This window comes from Aurantiacibacter luteus, from assembly GCF_001010945.1.
Taxonomy (GTDB): Bacteria; Pseudomonadota; Alphaproteobacteria; order Sphingomonadales; family Sphingomonadaceae; genus Alteraurantiacibacter; species Alteraurantiacibacter luteus.
In genome coordinates this window covers 12,745-36,333 of the sequence record NZ_LBHB01000002.1, presented here as the reverse complement: position 1 = coordinate 36,333, position 23,589 = coordinate 12,745, and the positions used below count along the sequence as shown (strand labels likewise).

The following is a 23,589-nucleotide window of genomic DNA, read 5'->3' as shown; positions in this document are numbered from 1 at the left end:
ATGCTGACCCCGGCCGAGTGGTCCATTATCCTGCTGTCGTTGAGGGTTAGTATCGTCGCGGTGCTGCTGACCCTGCCGCTCGCCTACGCCTTGGCCTGGCTGATCGCCCGGCGGCGGTTTCCGGGGCGAATGCTGCTCGACGCGGCGATCCACCTGCCGCTGGTGCTGCCTCCTGTGGTGACGGGCTGGCTGCTGCTGCTGCTGCTGGGACGTGGCGGCCCGATTGGAGGCTGGCTCGACAGGACCTTCGGTGTGACGCTGGTATTCCACTGGACCGGCGCGGCGGTGGCGGCGGCGGTGATGGCACTCCCGTTGATGGTGCGCGCCATGCGCCTTTCCATCGAGGCGGTGGATCGCCGCCTCGTCGATGCCGCGCGCACGCTGGGGGCGAGCCCGGGCCGCGCCTTTTTCACCATCACCCTTCCGCTCAGCGCGCCGGGCATTGCCGCGGGCGCCATGCTGGGCTTTGCCCGATCGCTGGGCGAATTCGGCGCGACGATCACCTTTGCCGCCAACATCGCCGGGCAGACGCGCACGCTGCCGCTTGCCATCTACACCGGGCTGCAACTGCCGGGCGGCGAGGGCGCGGTGGCGCGGCTGGCGGTCATCTCCATCGTGCTGTCGCTGGGCGCGCTGCTGGTGTCCGAATGGCTGGTTCGCCGCTCGCAGGGAAGCCGCGCCCATGTCCTTTGACCTCGACTGTACGGTCCAGCCGGGCGATCGGCCCATTCGCGCCAGCTTCTCCTCGAACGCGCGGCTGACGGCGCTGGTCGGCCCATCGGGGGCGGGCAAGACCAGCGTGCTGAACGCCATCGCCGGGACGCTGCACCCCATCTCGGGCCGGATCGTGGCGGCGGGCGAGGTGCTGTTCGACAGCGCGGCGGGCGTGGACCTGCCGCCCGAGGCGCGCGGGGCGGGTTACGTCTTCCAGGACGCGCGGCTGTTCCCGCACCGCCGGGTTCTGGCGAACCTGACCTACGGCGAGAAGCTGGCGCGGCGGGCGGGGTGGATCGGGCGGGACGAGGTCGTGGACCTTCTCGGCATCGGCCACCTGCTCGATCGCTGGCCGGCGACGCTTTCGGGCGGCGAGGTGCGGCGTGTGGCCATCGCCCGCGCGCTGCTCTGCGCCCCGCGTTTCCTGCTGCTCGACGAGCCGCTCTCCTCGCTCGACGCCGAAAAGGCCGAGCGCCTCGCCGCGCTGATCGAACGCATACGCGACGAGATCTCCGTGCCGATCCTGCTCGTCAGCCACTCCGCCGAGGAGGTGGAGCGGCTGGCCGAGCAGGTGGTGACGCTGACCTAGGCGAACAGCGCATTGGTCAGAGTCGCGATAGTCGGGGGCAGGGCGGGCTCGCCGAGGCCTGCATCATGCTAGAAAGCTCGCTGGCCTACTGTCCCAGAGTTGAGTGACACAGGGCCCGTACCCCACCGGCGAAATCGACCTTGGGACCTGCCGTGCGAGGTTGGTCGTGGTGTCAGGCCTCCTCCACCCAGTCGCGCTCGATCGTGCGAGCGGCCAGCAGCATGAGGATTCCCGCGAGCACGTAGATCGGCAGCACCGTCAGGATCGACATCCTAAGCGATTCGTCGCCGTAGACCGGGGCATAGGCATCGGAGATGAGGCCGAGCGCGTAGATGCCGCCGCCGAGCCCGATGAGGTTGTTGATGAGCAGGAACAGCGCCGAAGCCGTCGCGCGCGCCGGCGGCTCGACGAGGTTCTGCACCGCCGTCAGCACGGGCCCGAACCACACGTAGGCGAGCCCCTGCGGCACGATGAACAGCGCGAACGCCAGCCACAGGTTGTCGGTCAGCACACCCGCCGCATAGATCGGCGCGCCGAGGATGAAGGCGATGGCGGGCAGGCGGGCGTACCACTTGCGGTTGCCGCCCAGCCGGTCGGCGATCGCGCCGCCCGCCAACATGCCCGATACCCCGCCAATTAGCAGCACGCCGCCGATGAACAGCGAAGTCTCCCAAAGGCCGATGTCGAAGGTGCGCAGGATGTAGCTCGGCTTCCAGAAGCCGATGCCGTAGCCGAGCATGGAACTGCTCGCCGCGCCGAAAGCGAGGAACCAGAAGGTCGGCTTCCTCGCCAGCAGCCTGGCCACCTGCCAGATCGACTGCCGCGCGGGCGCGCCGGCGACGGGCCCAGTCACAGATACTGGGCGCGGCGGATCCTTTACCACCAGCTTGAACAGCGGGGCGATGAGGATGCCGAGCCCGCCCATGACGAAGAACGCCGTCCGCCAGTCCACGGTGGAGGCGATGTAGCCGCCGCCCAGCACGCCGATGGCGCTGCCGATGGGCACGCCGAGCGAGTAGATCGCCAGCGCCGTCGCCCGGCGCCGCGGGGGGAAGTAGTCCGCCACCAGCGCATAGCTCGGCGCCACGCCGCCGGCCTCGCCCACGCCTACGCCCACGCGGGCGAGGAAGAGGTGGAGGAAGCTCTGCGCCATGCCGCAAAGCGCCGTAAAGCCGCTCCAGAACACCAGCGCGATCGTGATGACCCAGCTGCGGCTCGTCCGGTCCGCCAGCGCGGAGAGCGGCACCGCGAGCGTCGAATAGAGGACGGCAAAGGCCAGTCCGCCGAGCAGCCCCATCTCTCCGTCCGATAGCCCCAGCTCCGCCTGGATCGGCGCGGCGAGGATCGACAGCATCATGCGGTCGAGGAAGTTGAAGATGTAGACCAGCAGCAGCATGGCCATCACGAGGCTCGCCCCGGGCAGCGGGGTCTGGCGCGTGGTCGCCGGGGGCGCGGTTCCGGCGCTCATCGGAACGCGGGCTCCGCGGCCCAGTCCATCGGCGGCAGGTCCTCGCTGACAGCATCGGGATAGCTGGCCTCGCGCTTCTCCTTGAAGGCCGCGATGCCCTCGCGCACGTCGTTCCCGCGACCGCGCGCGGCGAAAACGCGGCTGTCGACGCGGTGCATGTCCATCGGGTGCGCCATGGTCATGCCGCGCCACATCAACTGGCGGGCGAGCGCGACGGACACGGGCGCGGAGCTGGCGGTCATCTCCAGCGCCTTGTCCTTGGCCGCGTCGAGCAGCGCGTCCGGCGCGTGGAGCGACTGCACGAGGCCCGCCGCCAGCGCCTCCTCCGCGCCGAACACGCGGCCCGAATAGGTCCAGTCGAGCGCCTTGGGCAGGCCCACCAGCCGCGGCAGGAACCAGCCCGAGCAGGCCTCCGGCGTCACCCCGCGCCGGGCGAAGACAAAGCCGTATCGCGAATCGGTGGCCGCCATGCGCCAGTCCATCGCCAGCTGCATCGTCGCCCCGATGCCCACAGCCACGCCATTCGAGGCCGCGAGCACCGGCTTCAGGCTGCGGAAGATGCGCAGCGTGACGAGTCCGCCGCCGTCGCGGTCCGGCCCGCCGATGTCGCGGTTGCCGCCCCGCTTGTCGTAATCGAAGGTGTCCTCGCCGCCCGACAGATCCGCGCCGGCGCAGAAGGCGCGGCCCGATCCCGTCAGGATCACCGCGCGCACCGCGTCGTCGGCATCGGTCAGGTCGAACAGCGCGAGCAGGTCCGCGATCATCGCCGGGTTGAAGGTATTCATCTGGTCCGGGCGGTTGAAGGTCGCGACCGCAAGGCCGCCGTCCATCGCCAGGTCGAGCGTCTTGAAGTCGGTCATGCGGCAGTCTCCAGCAGTGCGGGCAGGCGGCGGGCGGCCACCTCGCGCGCCTCGTTCATGATGCGCTCGACCAGTTCCGCCACCGTGGGCACGTCGTGGATCAGCCCCTGCGCCATGCCCGCCCAGTAGAGGCCTTCGTCCATGTCGCCGCTCTCCATCACCGAGCGCCCCTTCGCGCCCGCAACGAGGTGGGCGACGTCGGCGAACTCGGCCTCGGGCCGGTCGAGCAGGGCGACGACCTCGTCCGACACGCTGTTGCGGCCCACCCGCGCGGTGTTGTGCAGCTTGCGGAAGATGAGATTGGTGTCGCGCTCGGTGCTGGCGACGATCTTGTCCTTTACGTTGTCGTGGATCGCGCATTCTTGCGTCGCGAGAAAGCGCGTGCCCATGTTCACGCCCTCCGCCCCCAGGGCCATGGCCGCCACCAGCCCGCGCCCGTCGGCGATCCCGCCGCTGGCAATGATGGGAATGTCGAGCGCGTCGGCCGCCGCCGGGATCAGCACCAGACCGCCGATGTCGTCTTCCCCCGGATGGCCCGCGCACTCGAACCCGTCGATGGAGACGACGTCCACGCCCATGCGTTGAGCGGAAAGCGCGTGGCGCACCGCGGTACACTTGTGGATGACCTTGACGCCGTGCGCCTTGAAGTCGTCGACGTGCTCCTGCGGGCGGTGGCCGGCGGTCTCCACGATCGTGATCCCGGCCTCGATGATGGCGCGGCGATACTCGGCGTAGGGCGGCGGCTTCATCGTCGGCAGGATGGTGAGATTGACGCCGAAGGGCTTGTCCGTCCGCTCGCGCACATTGGCGATCTCGCGCGCCAGGTCCTCGGGCGTCGGCTGGGTCAGCGCGGTCAGCACGGCGAGCGCGCCCGCCTCGGCCACGGCGGCGACGAGCGGCGCGCGGCCGACCCATTGCATGCCGCCCATCATAATCGGGTGTTCGATGCCGAACATCTGCGTGAAGCGATTGTGCATGACCTCTCCCAAGGCATTCCCGCGATTCGCGTGGCGGTGCATCATTCCCTACGACCGGCTGCGCGGCAACCGGCGTTTCTGAAAATCCGGCATGGTCGGCACCCGTGGGGCACCACGGCCCGAGCCGAACGCTTAGTATGTCACCCCATCGTCACCACGACCTTGCCCACGGCGCGCCGTTCGGCCAGATGGCGGATGGCCTCGCCGCCCTCGGACAGGGCGTAGGTTCGGTCGATGCGCGGCGTGATGGTGCCCGCCTGCCACCATTCGATAAGCTGTTGCACATGCGCCGCGTTCGCCGCCGGGTCGCGCGCCGCGAACCCGCCCCAGAACACCCCGCGCACATCGCAGCTCTTGAGCAGCGTCAGGTTGAGCGGCAGCTTCGGGATGCCCGCCGGGAAGCCGACCACGAGGTAGCGCCCTTCCCACGCGATACTCCGAAGCGCCGGCTCGCAGTAGTCGCCGCCCGCGGGATCGTAGATCACATCCGCCCCGCCGGGCCCGACCGCCTGCTTGAACGCCTCGGCCAGCGCCTTGCTCGCCTCCTTGTCGAAGGGCGCGCGGCCGTAGAGCATCGTCTCGTCCGCCCCGGCGGCGCAGGCGGCCTCGGCCTTGTCCTCGCTGGAGACGGCGGCGATCACGCGGGCGCCCATGGCCTTGCCGATCTCGACCGCCGCCAGCCCGACGCCCCCCGCCGCACCCAGCACCAGCAGCGTCTGCCCGGCGGCCAAGTCGCCGCGATCCTTCAGCGCATGGATTGTGGTGGCGTAGGTCAGCAGCAGTGCGGAGCCTGGCACCGGATCCGCGCCCTCGGGCAGGCGGACCGCGCTGGCGGCATTGACCACGGCGTTCTCCGCCATCCCGCCGAAGCCGATCACCGCGATCAGCCGGTCGCCGACCTGCCAGCCCTCGACGCCCTCGCCCACCTCTGTCACCTCGCCCGCGATCTCCGCGCCCGGCGCAAAGGGGCGCGGCGGGCGCATCTGGTACTTGTCCTCGATGATGAGCACGTCCGGGTAATTGATCGCGCAGGCGAGTACGCGCACGCCGAGCTGGCCCTTGCCGGGCACGGGCGCGTCAATCTCGCTGAGCTCGAGCGTGTCGGGGCCGCCGGGTGCGTTCGATAGCAGGGCTTTCATCGTCTCAGATCTCCTTCAATCGGGTTCCACCAGCAGCGCGGCAAGCCGGGCGCGCACGCCCTCGTCCACGCCGATGGCGGCGAAATAAGCGGGCAGCGAGCCGTAGTCGGCATCGATCCCGGCAAAGGCGCTTTCGAGAAACTCCGCGCGTGACGAGCGCAGCATGGCGACGGCATCGGGCGCGAAGCCCTCGCGCAAAACGGTCTGCCCCTTCTCGCCCCCGCCGGTGCCGATGAAGACGGCCTCCGCCATGCCCTCCGCGCTCGCCATCACACGGCCGGTCATCGCGTAGTCGTCCAGCACATCCGCGCGCGAGACGCCGAGCGCCGTAAGGACCAGCGCCGCCGCCATCCCTGTGCGATCCTTGCCCGCCGAACAGTTGATGACGCAGGGCACCGTCCCGTTGGCGATCTTTACCACGATGTCGCCGAATGCATGGCCGAGCACGCGCGGCAGCTCGGCGTAGAAATCGAGCATGACCTGCCGTGCCCCTTCCACGGTGCGCGGGTAGTCGCGGGCCATGTCGACCAGCCGCCGCTTGTGGCCCGAGGGCCAAGTGTGCGTGGCGAGATGCGGCGCCTCCCAGGCGCAGGGGTGGGCGGCCCGCTCGGGCGGGGTGCGAAGATCGAAGATCGTGGCGATGCCGATACGCTCCAGCCGCGCCGTCTCTTCCGGGCTGAGCAGCGACATCCGGTTGGAACGGAACAACAGGCCGCGCTTGACCCTGCCCCCGCCCTCGACCGCATAGCCGCCGAAGTCGCGAAAGTTGGGCGCGCCCGCCAGCCCGAGCAGCCGCTCGCGGTCGGCGGCGGTCAGGCTCATGCCTCGCCCATGATCGCGGCGGGATCGGCGAACATGCCGTGGACGAGGCACGAGGCGTAGAGCCGGATCGCCTCCGCGCGCGGCATGGTCGCCGCCCAGTTCCTGAGGTCGTAGGCGGAGTTCAGCATGGCGGCGATGGTCTGGCTGGCGATCAGCGGGTTGACGAGGCGGATCGACCCCTCCTGCGCCCCCTCGATCAGCGTGTTGCCGTAGCGAAGCGCCGTGCGGTCCGACCGGGCGACGACCTCGGCGCGCACCTCGGCGGGCAGGGCCTGCAGCGCGGAGGTGCGGGTGAGCGGGAACTCTCCCTCGAACTGCAGCTCCATCAGCGCGGCCATGGTCGCCTCCAGATGCTCCCACTGGCTCGTCCCCGCCTCGCGCGCGGCATACTGGACGCTGGAGATGCGCTTGAAGCTGCGGCGGAAGCACTCGAGGATGAGGTCGTCCTTGGCATCCAGGTGGTGGTAGAAGCTGCCCTTGGTCACCTCGAGCTCGTCGACGATCTTCACCACCGACGCGCCGCGATAGCCCGCCTCGTTAATCAGCCGCGTCGCCACGCCGAGGAAGTTAGGAACGCCCGTCGCATCCTCGTCGCTTCCGTCGCTGCCTGGCGGCAGGGTCGGCGGAGACCAGCGGGTGCCGGGGACGGCAAGACCGTTCGCCAGCAGGTCGAAAAGCTGGGCGTGGACGCGGCGGAACTCGTCGATGGGATAGCGCGCCAGCCACACCGGCATCCAGAAGATCGTCTCCTGCAACAGGTGCGCGCGCGCCGTCATCAGCGGCTTGTGTTCGGGCGCGAAGTCGCCCCACAGCGAGCGGGTGGCGCGGAACAGCTCGGTGTACTGGTCCAGCAGCGGGCGGCGCACGTCCTCTTCCAGCGTGCGGACTTCGGACAGGGTGGCGATGGGAACGTCGCGCCCGCGCAGCACGTCGGCGCGCAGGCGCACGTGGAGGCCGAGGAGCGCGGAGACCCGGTCCTGCGGCGTGGCCTCCTGCGCGGCCTCGTCCACCATGGCCCGCAGCCGCTCCATCGCACGCTCGAACACGGCGGCAGCGAGCACGTCCTTGCGCGGGAAGTAGTAGGTGACGCTGGTGGTGCTGAGCTCGACAGCCTTGGACACCGCCTGCAGTGTCGTCGCCTTGGCGCCGCGATCGTTGATGAGCGTGGTCGCCGCATCCAGCAGCGCGTCGCGCTTGCGCTCGTACCGGGCGCGGCGGCCCATCTGTTCGCTGTCGGCGACGGGGTCTGCGATTGTGCCGTCCATGGCAGCCCCATGCCGCATTCGCGCCCGCGCGCCAAGCGATGTTTCCGGTTGTACGATCTCGGCTTTCGAACGTATGGTATCCTGATGACACGGACCGGACACTATGGGTGAAGCGGGCGATGCAGGGCGTTTCGCCGATCTCGACGGCGAGCGGCTGGCCGCATGGCTGTCCGCCCACGTCGAAGCTGAAACGGCGGCAATGGCTCTCGAAAAGTTTGCCGGCGGCCAGTCCAATCCGACCTACCGCCTTCGCCTCGGCGAGCGGAACTACGTCCTGCGGCGCAAGCCCTTCGGCCCGATCCTGCCGAGCGCCCACGCGGTCGAGCGCGAGTACCGCCTGATCGGCGCGCTGCATCCGCTGGGCCTGCCCGTCGCGCGCCCCCTCGCGCTTTGCGAGGACGCCGATGTCATCGGCGCGCCGTTCTATGTGATGGAACTGGTCGAGGGTCGCACCTTCTGGGACGGGGCGCTGCCCGAGGTTTCGACGCAGGAGCGCGCGCCGATCTACCGCGCCATGGTCGATGCCCTCGCCCGCCTGCACGCGGTCGATCCGGTGGAGGCGGGGCTGGCGGACTACGGCGCTCCGGGCAACTATTTCGAGCGGCAGGTGGCCCGCTGGACCAAGCAGTACCGCGCCGCGCAGACCGACGATCTGCCCGCGGTCGAGCGGCTGATCGAATGGCTCCCCGCCACCGTGCCGGTGCAGGAGCGCACGAGCGTGATTCACGGCGACTACCGCATCGACAACCTCATCTATGCGCCGGACCGGCCGCAGGTTCGCGCCATCCTCGACTGGGAGCTCTCGACGCTCGGCGATCCGCTGGCGGACTTCACCTATCTCGCGATGAACTGGGCCCTGCCGCGCACCGGGCCGAACGCGCAGCTCGGCGGGCTCGACCTGCCGGCGCTCGGCATCCCGTCGCTGGAGGCGGTGACCGAGCAGTACTGCGAGGCGACCGGACGCAGCGCGGTGCCCGACATGAACTGGTATTTCGCCTACAATCTCTTCCGCCTCGTCGGCATCCTGCAGGGCATCAAGAAGCGCATGATCGACGGCAATGCCTCGAGCAGCGCCGCCGCCGCCAAGGCCGCCATGGTCGAGCCGCTGGCCACCGAAGCGCTTAGGTTCGCAGAGCGGGCCGGCGCCTGAATTCATACCGTTTCACAAGGAGTTGAGCTAATGTCGCTGTTCGATCTGACCGGCAAGGTCGCCGTCGTCACCGGGTCCTCGCGCGGGATCGGCCGCGCCATCGCCGAGGAGCTGGCCGCCCACGGCGCCCGCGTCGTCATCTCCAGCCGCAAGCAGGACGCCTGCGAGGAAGTGGCCGCCGCGATCAATGCCGAGCACGGGGAGGGAACCGCCGTCGCCATCGCCGCCAGCATCTCCGAGAAATCCGCCTTGGAGAACCTAGCCGCGCAGACGCGCGAAGTCTTCGGTCCCATCGACGTGCTGGTCTGCAACGCAGCGAGCAATCCCTACTACGGCTCGATGGACGGCATCAGCGACGAGCAGTTCCGCAAGATCCTCGACAACAACGTGCTCTCCAACCACTGGCTGATCCAGCTCGCCCTGCCGGACATGCGCGCAAGCGGCGGCGGGGCCATCATCGTCGTCTCCAGCATCGGGGGCCTGCGCGGATCGGCAATGATCGGGGCCTATAACGTCTCCAAGGCGGCAGACTTCCAGCTGGTGCGCAACTACGCGGTCGAGGTCGGCAAGGACAACATCCGCATCAACGCCATCGCGCCGGGCGTGGTGAAGACCGACTTCGCCCGCGCGCTGTGGGAGGACCAGAAGGTCCACGACCGTACCGCCGCCATGACCCCGATGAAGCGTCTGGGCGAACCGCGCGACATCGCCGGGGCCGCGGTCTATCTCGCCAGCGAGGCGGGGGCCTGGATGACGGGGCAGAAGCTGGTCATCGACGGCGGCATGACCATCGGGGGCGGTGCGTGAGCGAAGTTCTGCAAGGCAAGGTCGCCTGCATCACCGGGGCGGCCAGCGGCATCGGCCGGGCGAGCGCGCTGCTCTTCGCCGCCGATGGTGCGCGGGTTGTCTGCTTCGACCGCTCGGACGCGGTAGAAGCGACCGCCGAGGCCGTGCGCGCCGCCGGAGGCGAGGCGCTCGCCATGACGGGCGACGCGGGCGAGGAGGCGGACGTGGCCGGCTTGGTCGCCAAGGCTCAGGCCGAGTTTGGCGCGGTGCATGTCTTCTTCGCCAACGCCGGCATTACCGGCACCGCTCGCGGCGGGTTCTTCGACAGCGACGCGGCGAACTGGATGGAGGTGCTGCGGGTCAACCTCGTCGGCCCTTTCGTGGCGGTGAAGCACGCCGCGCCAGCAATAGAGTCCTCGGGCGGCGGAGCCATCGTGTGCACCGCCTCGGTCGCGGCGCTGCGTTCGGGCGCGGGCCCGGCGCCCTACTCCGCCTCCAAGGCCGGGGTTGCCAACCTCGTGCAGACCGCCGCGCAGCAGCTCGCCGGCACCGGGGTGCGCGTCAACGGCGTGGCGCCGGGCCTGATCGAGACCGGCATGACCGCGCCGCTCTACGAGAACGCCCGCGCCAAGGGGCTCGAGGATCAGATCGGCCTCCTCAATCCGCTGGGCCGCGGCGGTGAGCCGGAGGAGATCGCGCGCGCCGCGCTGTTCCTCGCCTCCGACGCGGCGAGCTACGTCAACGGCCACGTGATGGTCGTCGACGGCGGCCTTTCCACCTCCCACCCGGTCACCAGGCCGCCGGGGCTCAAGCGGGATTGAAAACGCCCACATAGTGACGAGGCGCAAGGGTACGGCAAGGGACGGCTCTGGGGCATCGGCGTACTTGCGAGGTCGCCAATTGGACCCTGCCCACGCCCGCGATGCGCCCCATAGGACCACGCCGCGTGCAATTGGCAAAGCCGCTTGTCTGAAAATCCGGTATGCAATAGGTCTGGCCCTTGAGAGAGTCGCGCCGAGACCTTTTCCGTCAGTCGCGTGACCGCCATTCCGGAGCAGGAGCCAGCATGTCCAAGGTCACCACCCAGCGCGAGGGCAACGTCCTCGTCGTCACTCTCGATAACCCCCCGGTCAACGCATTCTCCACCGAGGTGCGCAACGCCATGGCCGATGCCGTGGGCGAGGTTGCGGCGGACGACACGGTAGAGGCCGTGGTCATCCGCGCCGAGGGGCGCATGTTCTCGGGCGGCGCGGACATCACCGAGTTCGGCTCGGCCCCCGTCCACCCCACCCTGCCCGAACTGATCGATGCCATCGAGGACCTGGACAAGCCCGTGGTCATCGCGCTCAACGGCACGGCGCTCGGCGGCGGGTGCGAGATCGCGCTTGGGTGCAACTACCGCATTGCCGTGCCGGGCGCGAAGATCGGCCTGCCCGAGGTGAAGATCGGCATCCTCCCCGGTGCGGGCGGCACCCAGCGCCTGCCGCGCGTCGTCGGCGTGGAGGAAGCGCTGCCCATCATCGTCACCGGCAATCCCGTCTCGGCGCAGAAGGCCGAAGAGATCGGCCTCGTCGACAGGATAGTCGCACCCGAAGCCTTGCGCGAGGAAGCGATCGCATTCGCCCGCGAGGTTGCGGGCCGCGCCGAGCATCCCGTCTCCAGCCGCCGAACGGACCGGATCGAAGGCAGCGACCCCGCCGTTTTCGACCAGTTCCGCGCCCGGCACGCCCGCCGCCTGCAGGGGCTCGACGCGCCAGCGAAGTGCATCGAGGCGGTCGAACTCGCCACCCGGCTCCCCTACGATGAGGGCATCGCCAAGGAGCGCGAGTTCTTCATGGAGCTGGTCAACGGCGACCAGTCCAAGGCGCTGCGCCACGTCTTCTTCGCCGAGCGGCAGGCGGGCAAGATCGACGGGCTGCCCAAGGACGTGCAGCCGCTGCCCGTGCGCAAGGTCGGGATCATCGGCGCGGGCACCATGGGCGGCGGCATCGCCATGAACTTCCTCACCGCCGGCTATGACGTCGTCATGGTCGAGCGCCAGCAGGACGCGCTCGATCGCGGCACGGCGATCATGCGCAAGAACTACGAGGCGACCGCGCGCAAGGGTCGGATGACCGGTGAACAGGTAGAGGCCGCGATGGGCCGCCTCACTCCCGTGCTCGACATGCAGGCGCTGGCCGACTGCGATCTGGTGATCGAGGCGGTGTTCGAGCTGATGGAGATCAAGAAGGACGTGTTCGGCCAGCTCGATACTATCTGCAAGCCGGAGGCCATCCTCGCCTCCAACACCAGCTACCTCGACGTGAACGCAATCGCCGCCTGCACCAGCCGGCCCGAACAGGTGCTGGGCCTGCACTTCTTCTCGCCCGCCAACATCATGCGCCTGCTGGAGGTCGTGCGCGGCGACAAGACGAGCCCGCAGGTGCTGGCGACGGCGATGGATCTCGCGCGCAAGATCGGCAAGGTCGCGGTAGTTTCCGGCGTCTGCCACGGCTTCATCGGCAACCGCATGCTCGGCGCGCGGCAGGATCAGGCCAATGCCCTGCTGATGGAGGGCGCGCTGCCCGCGCAGGTGGACCAGGTGCTGCTCGACTTCGGTTTCCCGATGGGCCCGTTCCAGATGGCCGACCTCGCCGGGCTCGACATCGGCTGGGACCCGGACAAGACCAGCAGCTCCACCGTGCGCGAAGTGCTGTGCGAGCAGGGTCGGCGCGGGCAGAAGACCGGCGGGGGCTTCTACGACTACGGCGAGGATCGCCAGCGCACCCCGTCGGAGGCGGCGAACGCCGTCATCAGGGACTTCGCCGCGCGATCGGGCAACGAGCAGCGCGACATAACCGACGACGAGATCCGGGAGCGGCTGCTTTACCCCATGGTCAACGAGGGCGCTCTGATCCTGGAGGAAGGCATTGCCCAGCGCGCGGGCGATATCGATACGGTCTGGGTCAACGGATACGGCTGGCCGCCGCACACCGGCGGGCCGATGTTCTGGGCCGACACCATCGGGCTGGACAAGGTTCTCGCCGGACTGGAGCGCCATGCCGAGCGGATGCCGGACGTCAAGATCAGCCAGCTGCTGCGCGACAAGGCGGCGAGCGGCGGGCGCTTTAATGGCTGACGATCTGGAGCAGTTCCGCCGCGACACCCGCGCCTGGCTGGAGGCCAACTGCCCGCCCGAGATGCGCGAACCCGTCCGCAGCGAAAAGGACATCTGCTGGGGCGGGCGCAAGTGGACGTTCCAGAGCGAGGCGCAGCGGCGCTGGCTGGAGATCATGGCGGAGCGCGGCTGGACCGTGCCCGACTGGCCGCGCGAATACGGCGGCGGCGGCCTCTCGCCGGCCGAGGCCAAGGTGCTGCGGCAGGAGATGGCCTCGCTCGGCTGCCGCAAGCCGCTCGAGAGCTTCGGCATCTCCATGCTCGGCCCGGCGCTGCTGAAATATGGCACGGAAGAGCAGAAGCAGGAACACCTGCCGAAGATCGCCCGCGGCGAAATCCGCTGGTGCCAGGGCTACAGCGAGCCCAACGCCGGGTCCGACCTCGCCAGCCTCGCCACGCGGGCGGAGGACAAGGGCGACCACTTCCTCGTCAACGGCCAGAAGGTCTGGACCAGCTACGCCGACCAGGCCGACTGGATTTTCTGCCTTGTGCGGACGGATCCGGCGGCCAAGCAGGGCGGCATCTCCTTCCTGCTGTTCGACATGGAAACGCCCGGCGTTTCGACCAAGCCGATCCTGCTCATCAGCGGCAATTCGCCCTTCTGCGAGACCTTCTTCGACGACGTCGTGGTGCCGAAGGACCAGGTGCTGGGCGCGGTCAACGATGGCTGGAGCGTCGCCAAGTACCTGCTCGGGCACGAGCGCGAGATGATCTCGGGCATGGGCGGGCGCTCGCTCGGCCCCTCGCTCCCCGAACTGGCGCTGCGGCGCGCGGGGCGGGACGAACATGGCAGGCTCGACGATCCCGTCCTGCGCGCGCGCATCGCGCTGTTCGAGGTGAGGAGCCACGCCTTTGCCGCGATGAGCGAACGCTTTCTCGACAGGCTGAAGGCGGGCAGCGTCCACCCGGCGCAGGCCTCGATGATGAAATATCTTGGCACCGAGCTCAACAAGGACCGCCACGAGCTGCTAATGGCGGCGGGCGGCAGTGAGGCGCTGGAATGGGACAGCGAGGCCTCGCACGGCGGCGCGGCGGCGCGGGCCTGGCTGCGGACCAAGGCCAATTCCATCGAGGGCGGAACGAGCGAGATTCAGCTCAATATCGTCGCCAAGCGCATCCTCGAACTGCCGGAGGCCTGACATGCCGCTGTTCCTCGACGCCGAGCAGGAAATGCTCGCCGACACCGTGCGCCCCTTCATCGCCGAGACCGCGCCGGTCGCGCACCTACGCGCGCTTCGCGATGCAGACGACCCGGCGGGCTTCTCCCGCAAGGTCTGGCGCGCCTTTGCCGGGATGGGCTTCACCGGCGTATTGGTGGACGAGGCGCATGGCGGGCTCGGCCTCGGCCAGGTCGAGGCGGGCATCGTGCTGGAAGAGATTGGCCGCAACCTGACGCCTTCGCCCTTCCTCGGCACCGCGGTCGGCGCGGTCGAGGCGCTGCGGCATGCGGACGAGGCGATGCAAGGCTCTTGGCTGCCGCGGATCGTGAGCGGCGAGGTGGTCGCGGCACTGGCGCTCGACGAGAGCGCGCGGCATCGGCCCGAACGGGTAGCACTCAAAGCCGAGCGGCACGGCAACGGCTTCCGCCTCTCGGGCGCCAAGCAGTTCGTCGCCTTCGGCCACGAGGCAGACCTGCTGGTGGTCTCCGCCCGCACGTCGGGCGGCGCGGCGGACGAGGACGGGGTGACGCTTTTCGCCCTCCCGCGCACGCAGGCCGGCGTCACAGTCAGCGCCGAGCGGCTGGCCGACGTCAGCATGGCCGCGCGCGTCGAACTCGACGGAGTGGAGCTCGACGGCAGCGCAGTGATCGGCGAGGTCGATGGCGGGCGGGCGGTGCTGAACCGCGTCCTTTCCTGCGTGCGCGCCGGGGCGGCGTCGGAATTGCAGGGCGTGGCCGAGGGGGCAAGCGCCATGACGCTCGACTACCTCAAGCAGCGCAAGCAGTTCGGCCGCGTCATCGGCAGCTACCAGGCGCTGCAACACCGCGCCGCGCACCTCTATTCCGAACTGGAGGTCGCCCGCGCCGCGACCCTTAAGGCGCAGCAGTCGCTCGATGCCGGCAGCGACACCGCCGACCGCGACGCCAGCGTCGCCAAGGCCATGGCCGGCATGGCGAGCGGGCTCGCGGTGCGCGAGGCGGTGCAGATGCACGGCGGCATCGGCATGACCGACGAATACGACGTCGGCTTCTTCATGAAGCGCCAGCGCGTGCTCGCCGAGATGTTCGGCGACACGGATTACCACGCGGACCTGTTGGCGCGGATGGAGGGATACTAGGCCGGCCCTAGTCCCCTTCGCGCATCAGTTCGATATACCGGGCGAGATGTTCGTCCTCGTCGCCCAGCACGTGGCCCAGCATCACCATGCGCTTGGCATAGTGCGAGAGCGGCAGTTCCCAGGTCATGCCGATGCCGCCGTGGATCTGGATTGCCTCCTCCGCCGCCAGCGAGCCGACGCGCGCAAGGGTGTACTTGGCCGCCGCCACGCTCTTCGCGCGCTCGGCGCTGTCGAAGCGGGCGGCGACGTTGATCGCGGCGCTGCGGGCCTGCTCGATCTCCAGCGCGAGCGTCGCCATGCGGTGCTGCAGCGCCTGGAACTTGCCGATGGGCACGCCGAACTGCTTGCGGGTGCGCATGTATTCGAGCGTCTGGTCGCGCAACTGGTCCATGACCGCCACGCCCTCCCAAGCGAGCGCGACGACGCCCATGGCCTCGGCTGCGGCGATGTCCTCCGCGCCCACGCCCGACAGCTCGCGCGCCGGCGTGTTCGACAGGCGCAGCTCGCCGCCCGATCCGCCGTCGACCATCTTGTACCCGGCGCGCGCCACGCCCGCGGCGTCCGCCTCGACGAGAAAGGCCCGCTCGCCCGCGGTCACCACGACCAAATCCGCTGCGCCGAGATAGTCGACCACGCCCTTGGCGCCGGTGAGCGTCCATCCGTCGCCGTCCTGCGACGCGGTGACATCGTGCTCCTCGCCGCTGTCGGAATCGTGCGCGGGCAGGTGCGCCCATGTCACCACCTTGTCGCCAGCGATCACGGCGCCGAGCGCGTCGCTCTCTCCCGCCGCCGCCAGCAGCCGCCCGGCCATCAGCGTGGCGAGCCACGGCCCGGTGGCGATGGATCGTCCGACCTCGCCGAACACCGCCGCCACGTCGAAGGCCGTGCCGCCGAAGCCGCCCGCCTCCTCGCCGAACAGCGCGCCCAGCACGCCGAGTTCCGCCATGGAGCGCCAGGTCTCGCGGTCGAAGCCGGGTTCGGTCTCGATCACCTTCAGCCGCTTTTCCCAGTCCGCCTCGTTCGAGAGGAAGCGCCGGAGCGTGTCGGCCAGCATCTGCCGGTCTTCGCCGATCGAAAAATCCATGTCAGAGCTCCAGGATGGCCTTGGTGATGATCTCGCGCTGCACCTCGTTCGACCCGCCGAAGATCGAGAGCTTGCGCATGTTGAAGTACTCGGAGGAGGTCGTGCCCGACCACTGCGGCCCGATGGGCGCGCCGTTGTAGCCTTCCTCGAACGATTCCTCGACGAAGGGCTGGGCATAGCGGCCCGCCGCGCGGCGCATCAGGTCGCCGATCTGCTGGCGGATCTCGGTGCCGCGGATTTTCAGCATGGAGCTTTCGGCCACCGGCGCCCCGCCCTTGCCCGCCGCGTCGAGCACGCGCAGGTTGGTCGTCTTCATGTTCTCGAGGTCGATCTCCAGCCGGGCAAGGCGCTGGGCAAACAGCGGATCCTCGATCAGCAGCTTGCCGTTCCGCTTGGTTGTGCGGGCAATCCGCTTGAGCTCGTCGAGCGCCGCCATGCTCGCGCCCACCCCGGCGATGTTCGTACGTTCGTAGGTCAGTAGGTACTTGGCGTAGGTCCAGCCCTTGTTCTCCTCGCCCACGAGGTTCTCGACGGGCACCTTCACGTCGGTGAAGAAGACCTCGTTCACCTCGTAATCACCGTCGAGCAGCTTGATCGGACGCACCTCGATGCCGGGTGATTTCATGTCGATCAGCAGGAAGGAAATGCCCTCCTGCTTCTTGCCAGTGTTGTCCGTTCGCACGAGGCAGAAAATCCAGTCGGCGTGCTGGCCCAGCGTCGTCCAGGTCTTCTGCCCGTTGACCACGTAGTGGTCGCCCTCGCGCACCGCGCTGGTCTTCAGGCTGGCGAGGTCCGACCCCGCGCCCGGCTCCGAGTAACCCTGGCACCACCAGTCCGTGCCGTCGAGAATGCGCGGCAGGTAGTGCTGGCGCTGCTCCTCGGTGCCGTACTTGATCAGCACGGGCGCGAGCATGGAAAGGCCGAAGGGAATGATGCGCGGGGCGTGCGCCTCGGCGGCCTCGGTCTCGAAAATGAACTTCTGCATCACGGACCAGCCGGTGCCGCCATATTTCTCCGGCCAGTGGGGGGCGAGCCAGCCCTTCTCGTTGAGAATGGCGTGCCATTCCTCCATATCGGCCTTGGTCAGGTTCTTGCCCTGGCGCACCTTGTCCGAGAGGCGTTTCGGCAGCTTGTCGCGCAGGAAGGCGCGCACTTCCTCGCGAAAGGCTTCTTCTTCGGCGGTGTAGTCGAGGTTCATGGTGGAGCTCCTCAGGAAACGATTTCGAACAGGCCGGCGGCGCCCATGCCGCCCGCCACGCACATGGAGACGACTGCGTACCGCTCGCCGCGTCGCCGCGCCTCCAGCAGCGCCGCGCCGACGAGGCGCGAGCCGGTCATGCCGAAGGGGTGGCCGATGGCGATGGCGCCGCCGTTGACGTTGAGCTTCTCGGGATCGATGCCGAGCGTGTCGCGGCAGTAGAGCGCCTGGCTGGCGAAGGCCTCGTTGATCTCCCACAGCCCGATATCAGCGACCGATAGCCCAGCGCGCTCGAGCAGTTTGGGGATCGCGAAGACTGGGCCGATGCCCATCTCGTCCGGCGCGCAGCCCGCCGCCTGGAAGCCGCGGAACACGCCCAGCACCTCAAGCCCTTCCGCCTCGGCCGTGGCGCGGTCCATCAGCACCTGTGCTGCCGCGCCGTCGGATAGCTGGCTGGCGTTGCCGGCGGTGATGTGCCGGCCTTCCTTCACCTTCGCACCGTCGCGGAAGACGGGTTTAAGACCGGCCAGCGCCTCGTAGGTTGTATCGCCGCGAATGCCCTCGTCATGCTGGAGCGTGACGGTCTCGTGGCCCTGGACGGTACCGTCCCTGGCGCGAATGACTTTTTCGGTTTCGAGCGGCACGATCTCCTCGGCCAGCCGCCCGGCTGCGGTCGCGGCGGCGGCGCGCTGCTGGCTTTCGGCGGCGAAGCGGTCCTGCACCTCGCGCGAAACATTGTAACGATCGGCCACGATCTCGGCGGTCTCGATCATCGCCATGTAGGCGTCGGGTTCGTGCTCGAGCACGTTAGGCGAGCGCCAGTCGTCGCCGACCATTCCGGGCACGAGCGTCAGCGACACCGACTCGCCCCCGCCCGCCAGCAGCACGTCGGCATCGCCCGCCATGATGGCGCGCGCGGCCATGGCCACGGTCGTGAGGCCGGAGGCGCACTTGCGGTCGAGGCTCATGGCCGGAACGCTCTGCGGCAGGCTGCTGCAGAGCACGCTCATTCGGCCCACGTTGTAGAACTGCGGCCCGTACTGGTTGCCGCAGCCCCAATAGACGTCCTCGATCCTTTCGGGGTCGACGCCCGCTCGCTCCAGCGCCGCGTCAATGACATGGGCGTTGAGCCGGTCGGGCATGGTGGCGTTGAAGGCGCCGCGGTGGGCCTTGCCGATGGGCGTGCGGGCGGTGGAAACGATGGCGGCTTCGCGGGTCATATGTTGGCTCCTGCGCCGGTGGGAACGGCCCCACGCGGCTCTCCGGGTTTCGCCTTCAGGTCGGTGTACTTGGCGAATTCGTTGCGGGCGATGGCGCGGTTGTGGACCTCGTCCGGACCGTCGGCGAAGCGCAGGGTGCGAACGCTCGCCCAAGTCGCGGCAAGTTCGTGGTCGCTGCTCACCCCGCCGCCGCCGTGTGCCTGGATCGCGTCGTCGAGGATGGCGAGCGCCATGTTGGGGGCCTGCACCTTGATCATGGCGATCTCGTTCCTGGCCGCCTTGTTGCCCGCGCGGTCCATCATGTCGGCGGCCTTGAGGCACAGGAGGCGGCTCATCTCGATGTCGATGCGGGCGCGCGCGACGCGCTCCTCCCACACGCTCTGCTGGTAGATGTACTTGCCGAAGGCCACGCGGGCCGTGAGGCGGCGGCACATGGCCTCCAGCGCCTCTTCCGCGACGCCGATGGTTCGCATGCAGTGGTGGATGCGCCCCGGCCCGAGTCGCCCCTGCGCGATCTCGAACCCGCGCCCTTCGCCCAGCAGTATGGCATCGGCGGGCAGGCGCACGTTCGTCAAACTGATTTCCGCATGGCCATGCGGCGCGTGATCGTAACCGTAGACGCTCAGCATCCGCTCGACCGTCACGCCGTCGGTATCCATCGGCAGCAGGATCATCGACTGGCTGCCGTGGCGCGAGCCCTCGGGATCGGACTTGCCCATGAGGATGGCGACCTTGCACCGCGGATCGCCCGCGCCGCTACTCCACCACTTGCGGCCGTTAATAAGCCAGCCGTTGCCGTCCTTGATGATGCTCGCCTCGATATTGGTCGCATCGGACGAGGCGACATCGGGTTCGGTCATCAGGAAGGCGCTGCGGATCTCGCCGTTCATCAGCGGGGCGAGCCAGCGGTCCTTCTGCTCGCGCGTGCCGTAGCGATGGATGACCTCCATATTCCCGGTATCGGGCGCCGAGCAGTTGAACACCTCGCTGGCCCAGTAGACGCGGCCCATTTCCTCTGCGCACAGAGCATACTCGAGGTTCGAAAGTTGTGTCCCGTCGAATTCGAAACTGTCGTCCACGTGGTCTTGGCCGGAGTGCGGCGGCATGAAGAGGTTCCACAGCCCCTCGGCCCGCGCGACGGGCTTGAGTTCCTCGATCACCGGGTTCGGCTGCCAGCGATTGCCGGCCGCGTCCTGCGCCTTGGCCGCCGCCTTGTAATCGCCTGCGCGGGGGCGCATCTTCTCGTCGATGAAGGCCTTGACCCGGTCACGCATGGCGCGCTGGCGGTCGCTCAGGTCGAAATTCATGTACTCATCCTCACCGCGCGTTCGATTCTCGTAATGCAGTGGCCGCTTTTCGAGCCGCCGTCACCATACGCATTTTTCTAAAAGAGCAAAATGCCGCTTGGCAAGCGGTGCATTTTTCGCGACCCTGCGCGCACATCAGCAGTCAGCCGGAGCAAGTAACGTGAAAGCAGCCGTCCTGCGCGAAGTGGGCCGCCCTCTCGAGATCGAAAACGTCGCCATCGGCAAGCCCGGCCCGCGCGAGGTGCTCATCCGCGCTGCGGCCACCGGCGTGTGCCATTCGGACCTGCATTTCGTGGAAGGTCACTACCCCACCCCCATGCCCACCGTGCTCGGCCACGAGTGCGCGGGCGTGGTGGAGCAGGTCGGCAGCGAGGTGCACGGGCTGGCGCCGGGCGACCACGTCGTCACCTGCCTTTCCGCCTTTTGCGGCCACTGCGAGTTCTGCGTCGGCGGCCACCTGTCGCTGTGCAACGAGCCCGACACCCGCCGCGCAAAGGAAGCCGAGCCGCGCCTCGGCACCGCCGAGGCTCCCATGGCGCAGTTCCTCAACCTCTCCGCCTTTGCCGAGCAGCTGCTGGTGCACGAGAACGCCTGCGTGAAGATTCGCCGCGACATGCCGCTGGACCGCGCCGCCCTGCTCGGCTGCGCGACCATCACCGCCTACGGCTCGGTCGTGCGCACCGCCGAGGTGCGGCCCGGGCAGAGCGTGGCGGTCATCGGCTGCGGCGGCGTGGGCCTTGCCACCCTCAACGCCGCGCAGATCGCCGGCGCGGGGCGCATCGTGGCCATCGACCGGGTGGCGGAAAAAGAGGCGCTGGCGCGCGACTTCGGCGCCACCGACTTCATTGACGCCTCAGAGGGTGACGTGTGGAAGAAAGTGCTCGGCCTGACCGACGGCGGCGTGGACCACGCCTTCGAGGCGATCGGCCTTGCCGATACCGCCAGCGACGCCTTCCGCATGCTCCGCCGCCGCGGCATAGCCACGGTCATCGGCATGATCCCGGTCGGTCAGAAGGTGACATTGAACGGCTACGAGCTCTTGCAGGAAAAGCAGCTGCGCGGCTCGATGATGGGCTCCAACCAGTTCCCCCTCGACATCCCGCGCCTCGTCGATTTCTACATGAACGGACGGCTCAAACTCGACGAACTCATCAGCCGCCGCATTCGGCTGGACGAGGTCAACGAGGCGTTTGCCGAGATGAAGAAGGGCCAGATCGCGCGGTCGGTTATCACTTTCGAGTAGCGCGATGTCTACAGGTCGTGCTTGCTCGATGCGCGCCAGAGCCGTTTTAATCGGTCCCGTTGCGCGACAAATCTCTGCTGTTCGATGCGTCCGTGACGACATCGTCATGCCCACTTTTGTCGCTGAAGAACGCGAGTGCGAAAAGACCGCAGCCTAGCAGCATCGAGATGAAAACGCCCAAGATCGTGGCGACAACCATGTGTAGATGCAATTCGCCCATCGATCCGAGGAACACAAGCGCGCCTATCACAACAATTACAGCGAGAATTATGATCCACGCCATCGTCCGGCGAAACTCACGCATCGCCTCTACTTTTCGTTTCATCATCTTGCTTTCGCCTTCGGAATGCAGACGCCGTCTGGTCGATTGCGGCGCGGCCAAGTCGTCTGACATGTGGAGACTTGCGCCATGCCATTGCGACTACCACCAGGTCGGTAATCGCACCAACCGATTTTGGTGTATGCGTTGATCGCAAATGCCGATGCGCTTACCGATCAACGGTTCAATCGGATTTAATCAGAGCACGCTCAAAGGCCTTGCACGGCGGAATCCTCAGCCGAACAACGCCCCCAGCTCCTTCTTCAAAATCTTCCCGTTCGCGTTCCTCGGCAGCATCCCCGGCGTGAACACCACCCGCACCGGCACCTTGAAGTGCGCCAGCCGCTCGGCCACCCAGGCCTGCAGTTCCGCCTCGCTCGCCTCCTGCCCCTCGGCAAGGTGGACCACGGCGGCGGGTTCCTCGCCCAGTTGCTTGTGCGGCAGGCCGATCACGGCGGCGTCGGTGACGGCGGGGTGTTCGTAGAGGACGTTCTCGACCTCGCTGGAATAGATGTTCTCGCCGCCGCGGATGACCATGTCCTTGGCGCGGTCGACGATGTAGCAGAAGCCTTCCTCGTCCAGCCGGGCGAGATCGCCGGTGCGGACCCAGCCGTCGACGAAGGTGGCAGCGCTCTCTTCCGGGCGGTTCCAGTAGCCCTTGGCGACCATCGGTCCGAAGGCGTAGAGCTCGCCCACCTCGCCCACCGGCAGTTCGCGCGTGCCGTCCGCGTCCATGATCTTGAGGTCCGCCACAGCCACGGGCGGGCCGCAGCTGTCGGGGCGGTTCAAGTAGTCCTCGGCGACGTGGCCGGTGACGGTGGCCATGGTCTCGGTCATGCCCCAGCCGCTGCCGGGCGCGGCGCCGAGGCCCTTGTCGATGCGGCGCACCAGCTCGGGCGCGGCGGGCGCGCCGCCGTAGCTGACGAGCTCGAGGCTGGAGAGATCGTGCTTCTCCGCCTCCGGGTGGTCGAGTAGCTGCCAGGCGATGGTCGGCACCCCGCCCGTCAGGTTCACGCCCTCGCGCTCGATCAGTGCCAAGGCCTCCCCCGCATTCCAGTGGTGCATGAAGACCATCGTGTGGCCGGAGACGAAGTAGCCCGCCATGGCCGCCGAGCAGGCGGTGACGTGGAACAGCGGGATGACGAGCAGGATGACCTTGCGGCTCGGCTCGGGCGGCATCTCCCCGCGCCGCAGGGGGGCGCTGGCGAGGTTGTAGGTGCTGGAGAGCACGTTGGTGCAGATGTTGCGGTGCGTGCCGAGCGAGCCCTTGGGCCTGCCCGTCGTGCCGCTGGTGTAGAAGATGGTCGCCTCGTCCTCGGGCACGATGTCGGCGGGCGGCAGGTCGCGCTCGGGCAGATTCTTCCACGCGGCGCTGGGGCCGATCAGGTCCTCCAGCCGCTCGGCTCCATCGGGCGCTGTGTCGATGCGCGAGACGATGCAGGCCTCGAGCGCGGGCAGGTCGCCCCGCACGCTCGCCACCCGCGCCCAGCGCTCGCCGTCGCAGATCAGCGCGCGGCTGCCCGAATCGGCGAGCGCAAAGGCCAGCTCGTCCGCCGTCCACCAGGCATTGAGGGGCACGCAGATCGCGCCGAGCGCGGTGATGGCGAAGAAAGCGACGGGCCATTCGGGCAGGTTGCGCATGGCCAGCGCCACGCGGTCGCCCTTGCCCACGCCCTGCGCCTTCAGGTGATGCGCCAGAGCGGCGGTGGCGCGATGCACGGCATCGTAGCTGACGCGCTCGTCCTCGTAGACGACGCAGGTGGCGTGGCCGTGCGCACGGCTCGCCTCGATGATCGCGCGCAAACTGGCTGGCGCATTCTTCCAGGTGCGCGTGGGGCGGCCGTCGATGACGACCGTCTCCATCTCAAACGGCATGCCCGGCGCGGTTAGCGCGGCGCGAACCTGATCGCGCGTCATTGCGGGCCATCCCGGTGGCGGGGTCCAGCGCGCAGGCGCGCTTTCGACGTCGTGATTCTCGGCCATCGGCTTTCTCTCCTGCCGCGCAGAATACCCAC

21 protein-coding genes are annotated in these 23,589 nt (G+C 68.6%); 9 read left to right on the top strand and 12 right to left on the bottom strand.

All coding sequences use genetic code 11. From position 1 onward, the window contains the following. On the top strand, window positions 1–693 hold the full coding sequence (modB, locus tag AAW00_RS06545) for a molybdate ABC transporter permease subunit (RefSeq protein ID WP_047003622.1): 693 nt from the start codon (window positions 1–3) through the stop codon (window positions 691–693). Beyond that, window positions 683–1,303 (top strand): ATP-binding cassette domain-containing protein, encoded by a 621-nt coding sequence (locus tag AAW00_RS06540; protein ID WP_047003621.1) that lies wholly within the window; start codon window positions 683–685, stop codon window positions 1,301–1,303. The genes modB and AAW00_RS06540 overlap by 11 nt, the downstream gene beginning before the upstream one ends. Before the next feature lie 172 nt (window positions 1,304–1,475). Here AAW00_RS06540 and AAW00_RS06535 read toward each other — a convergent pair whose 3' ends face one another. The 6 genes from AAW00_RS06535 to AAW00_RS06510 form a co-directional block, all read right to left on the bottom strand. Beyond that, complete coding sequence (locus tag AAW00_RS06535; RefSeq protein ID WP_047003620.1) at window positions 1,476–2,771, bottom strand: spinster family MFS transporter; 1,296 nt, start codon at window positions 2,769–2,771, stop codon at window positions 1,476–1,478. After that, a complete protein-coding gene (locus tag AAW00_RS06530) occupies window positions 2,768–3,631 on the bottom strand; it encodes a crotonase/enoyl-CoA hydratase family protein (protein ID WP_047003619.1) in 864 nt (287 codons plus the stop codon). Before AAW00_RS06530 ends, AAW00_RS06535 begins: the two co-directional genes overlap by 4 nt. Further along, window positions 3,628–4,608, bottom strand: coding sequence for an NAD(P)H-dependent flavin oxidoreductase (locus AAW00_RS06525; RefSeq protein WP_047004444.1), 981 nt, complete (start codon window positions 4,606–4,608; stop codon window positions 3,628–3,630). The genes AAW00_RS06530 and AAW00_RS06525 overlap by 4 nt, the downstream gene beginning before the upstream one ends. 140 nt (window positions 4,609–4,748) lie before the next feature. Next, window positions 4,749–5,747 carry an NADPH:quinone oxidoreductase family protein gene (locus tag AAW00_RS06520; protein WP_187331011.1) on the bottom strand — a complete coding sequence of 333 codons (999 nt, stop codon included), beginning with the start codon at window positions 5,745–5,747 and terminating at the stop codon, window positions 4,749–4,751. Window positions 5,748–5,762: 15 nt separating this feature from the next. Further along, window positions 5,763–6,569 (bottom strand): tyrosine-protein phosphatase, encoded by an 807-nt coding sequence (locus tag AAW00_RS06515; RefSeq protein ID WP_052761810.1) that lies wholly within the window; start codon window positions 6,567–6,569, stop codon window positions 5,763–5,765. Then, the gene (locus AAW00_RS06510; RefSeq protein ID WP_047003618.1) at window positions 6,566–7,834 is read right to left on the bottom strand and encodes a TetR/AcrR family transcriptional regulator; all 1,269 of its coding nucleotides are present in this window, start codon (window positions 7,832–7,834) and stop codon (window positions 6,566–6,568) included. The genes AAW00_RS06515 and AAW00_RS06510 overlap by 4 nt, the downstream gene beginning before the upstream one ends. Window positions 7,835–7,937: 103 nt before the next feature. Here AAW00_RS06510 and AAW00_RS06505 point away from each other — a divergent pair, with 103 nt between their 5' ends. The 6 genes from AAW00_RS06505 (at window position 7,938) to AAW00_RS06480 (ending at window position 15,203) form a co-directional block, all read left to right on the top strand. Continuing rightward, window positions 7,938–8,984 (top strand): phosphotransferase family protein, encoded by a 1,047-nt coding sequence (locus AAW00_RS06505; protein WP_047003617.1) that lies wholly within the window; start codon window positions 7,938–7,940, stop codon window positions 8,982–8,984. 30 nt (window positions 8,985–9,014) lie between these two features. Next, entirely contained in the window at window positions 9,015–9,791 is a 777-nt protein-coding gene (locus AAW00_RS06500) for an SDR family NAD(P)-dependent oxidoreductase (RefSeq protein ID WP_047003616.1), read from the top strand. Beyond that, window positions 9,788–10,591: an SDR family NAD(P)-dependent oxidoreductase gene (locus AAW00_RS06495; RefSeq protein WP_047003615.1), complete on the top strand. Its 804-nt coding sequence runs from the start codon at window positions 9,788–9,790 to the stop codon at window positions 10,589–10,591. The genes AAW00_RS06500 and AAW00_RS06495 overlap by 4 nt, the downstream gene beginning before the upstream one ends. 245 nt (window positions 10,592–10,836) lie before the next feature. After that, window positions 10,837–12,888 (top strand): 3-hydroxyacyl-CoA dehydrogenase NAD-binding domain-containing protein, encoded by a 2,052-nt coding sequence (locus AAW00_RS06490; RefSeq protein ID WP_047003614.1) that lies wholly within the window; start codon window positions 10,837–10,839, stop codon window positions 12,886–12,888. Further along, window positions 12,881–14,065 (top strand): acyl-CoA dehydrogenase family protein, encoded by a 1,185-nt coding sequence (locus AAW00_RS06485; RefSeq protein ID WP_047003613.1) that lies wholly within the window; start codon window positions 12,881–12,883, stop codon window positions 14,063–14,065. The genes AAW00_RS06490 and AAW00_RS06485 overlap by 8 nt, the downstream gene beginning before the upstream one ends. Window position 14,066: 1 nt before the next feature. Then, window positions 14,067–15,203: an acyl-CoA dehydrogenase family protein gene (locus tag AAW00_RS06480; protein WP_047003612.1), complete on the top strand. Its 1,137-nt coding sequence runs from the start codon at window positions 14,067–14,069 to the stop codon at window positions 15,201–15,203. A gap of 7 nt (window positions 15,204–15,210) precedes the next feature. On the opposite strand, the gene AAW00_RS06475 is transcribed toward AAW00_RS06480, so the two are convergent. Genes AAW00_RS06475 through AAW00_RS06460 form a run of 4 tightly spaced genes read right to left on the bottom strand, consistent with a single transcriptional unit; the run spans window position 15,211 to window position 20,012 of the window. Continuing rightward, window positions 15,211–16,287 (bottom strand): acyl-CoA dehydrogenase family protein, encoded by a 1,077-nt coding sequence (locus tag AAW00_RS06475; protein WP_047003611.1) that lies wholly within the window; start codon window positions 16,285–16,287, stop codon window positions 15,211–15,213. Between the two features lies 1 nt (window position 16,288). Continuing rightward, window positions 16,289–17,485 (bottom strand): acyl-CoA dehydrogenase family protein, encoded by a 1,197-nt coding sequence (locus tag AAW00_RS06470; protein ID WP_047003610.1) that lies wholly within the window; start codon window positions 17,483–17,485, stop codon window positions 16,289–16,291. Between the two features lie 11 nt (window positions 17,486–17,496). Further along, window positions 17,497–18,705, bottom strand: coding sequence for a thiolase family protein (locus AAW00_RS06465; RefSeq protein ID WP_047003609.1), 1,209 nt, complete (start codon window positions 18,703–18,705; stop codon window positions 17,497–17,499). Next, entirely contained in the window at window positions 18,702–20,012 is a 1,311-nt protein-coding gene (locus tag AAW00_RS06460; RefSeq protein WP_047003608.1) for an acyl-CoA dehydrogenase family protein, read from the bottom strand. The genes AAW00_RS06465 and AAW00_RS06460 overlap by 4 nt, the downstream gene beginning before the upstream one ends. Window positions 20,013–20,172: 160 nt before the next feature. Here AAW00_RS06460 and AAW00_RS06455 point away from each other — a divergent pair, with 160 nt between their 5' ends. Continuing rightward, on the top strand, window positions 20,173–21,255 hold the full coding sequence (locus AAW00_RS06455) for a Zn-dependent alcohol dehydrogenase (RefSeq protein ID WP_047003607.1): 1,083 nt from the start codon (window positions 20,173–20,175) through the stop codon (window positions 21,253–21,255). Between the two features lie 46 nt (window positions 21,256–21,301). Here the strand turns inward: AAW00_RS06455 and AAW00_RS06450 are convergent, their stop codons facing one another. Together AAW00_RS06450 and AAW00_RS06445 are read right to left on the bottom strand one after the other, a co-directional pair. Then, window positions 21,302–21,649: a hypothetical protein gene (locus AAW00_RS06450; RefSeq protein ID WP_052761809.1), complete on the bottom strand. Its 348-nt coding sequence runs from the start codon at window positions 21,647–21,649 to the stop codon at window positions 21,302–21,304. 159 nt (window positions 21,650–21,808) lie between these two features. Continuing rightward, window positions 21,809–23,557, bottom strand: coding sequence for a class I adenylate-forming enzyme family protein (locus AAW00_RS06445; protein WP_047003606.1), 1,749 nt, complete (start codon window positions 23,555–23,557; stop codon window positions 21,809–21,811). Window positions 23,558–23,589 lie beyond the last annotated feature (32 nt).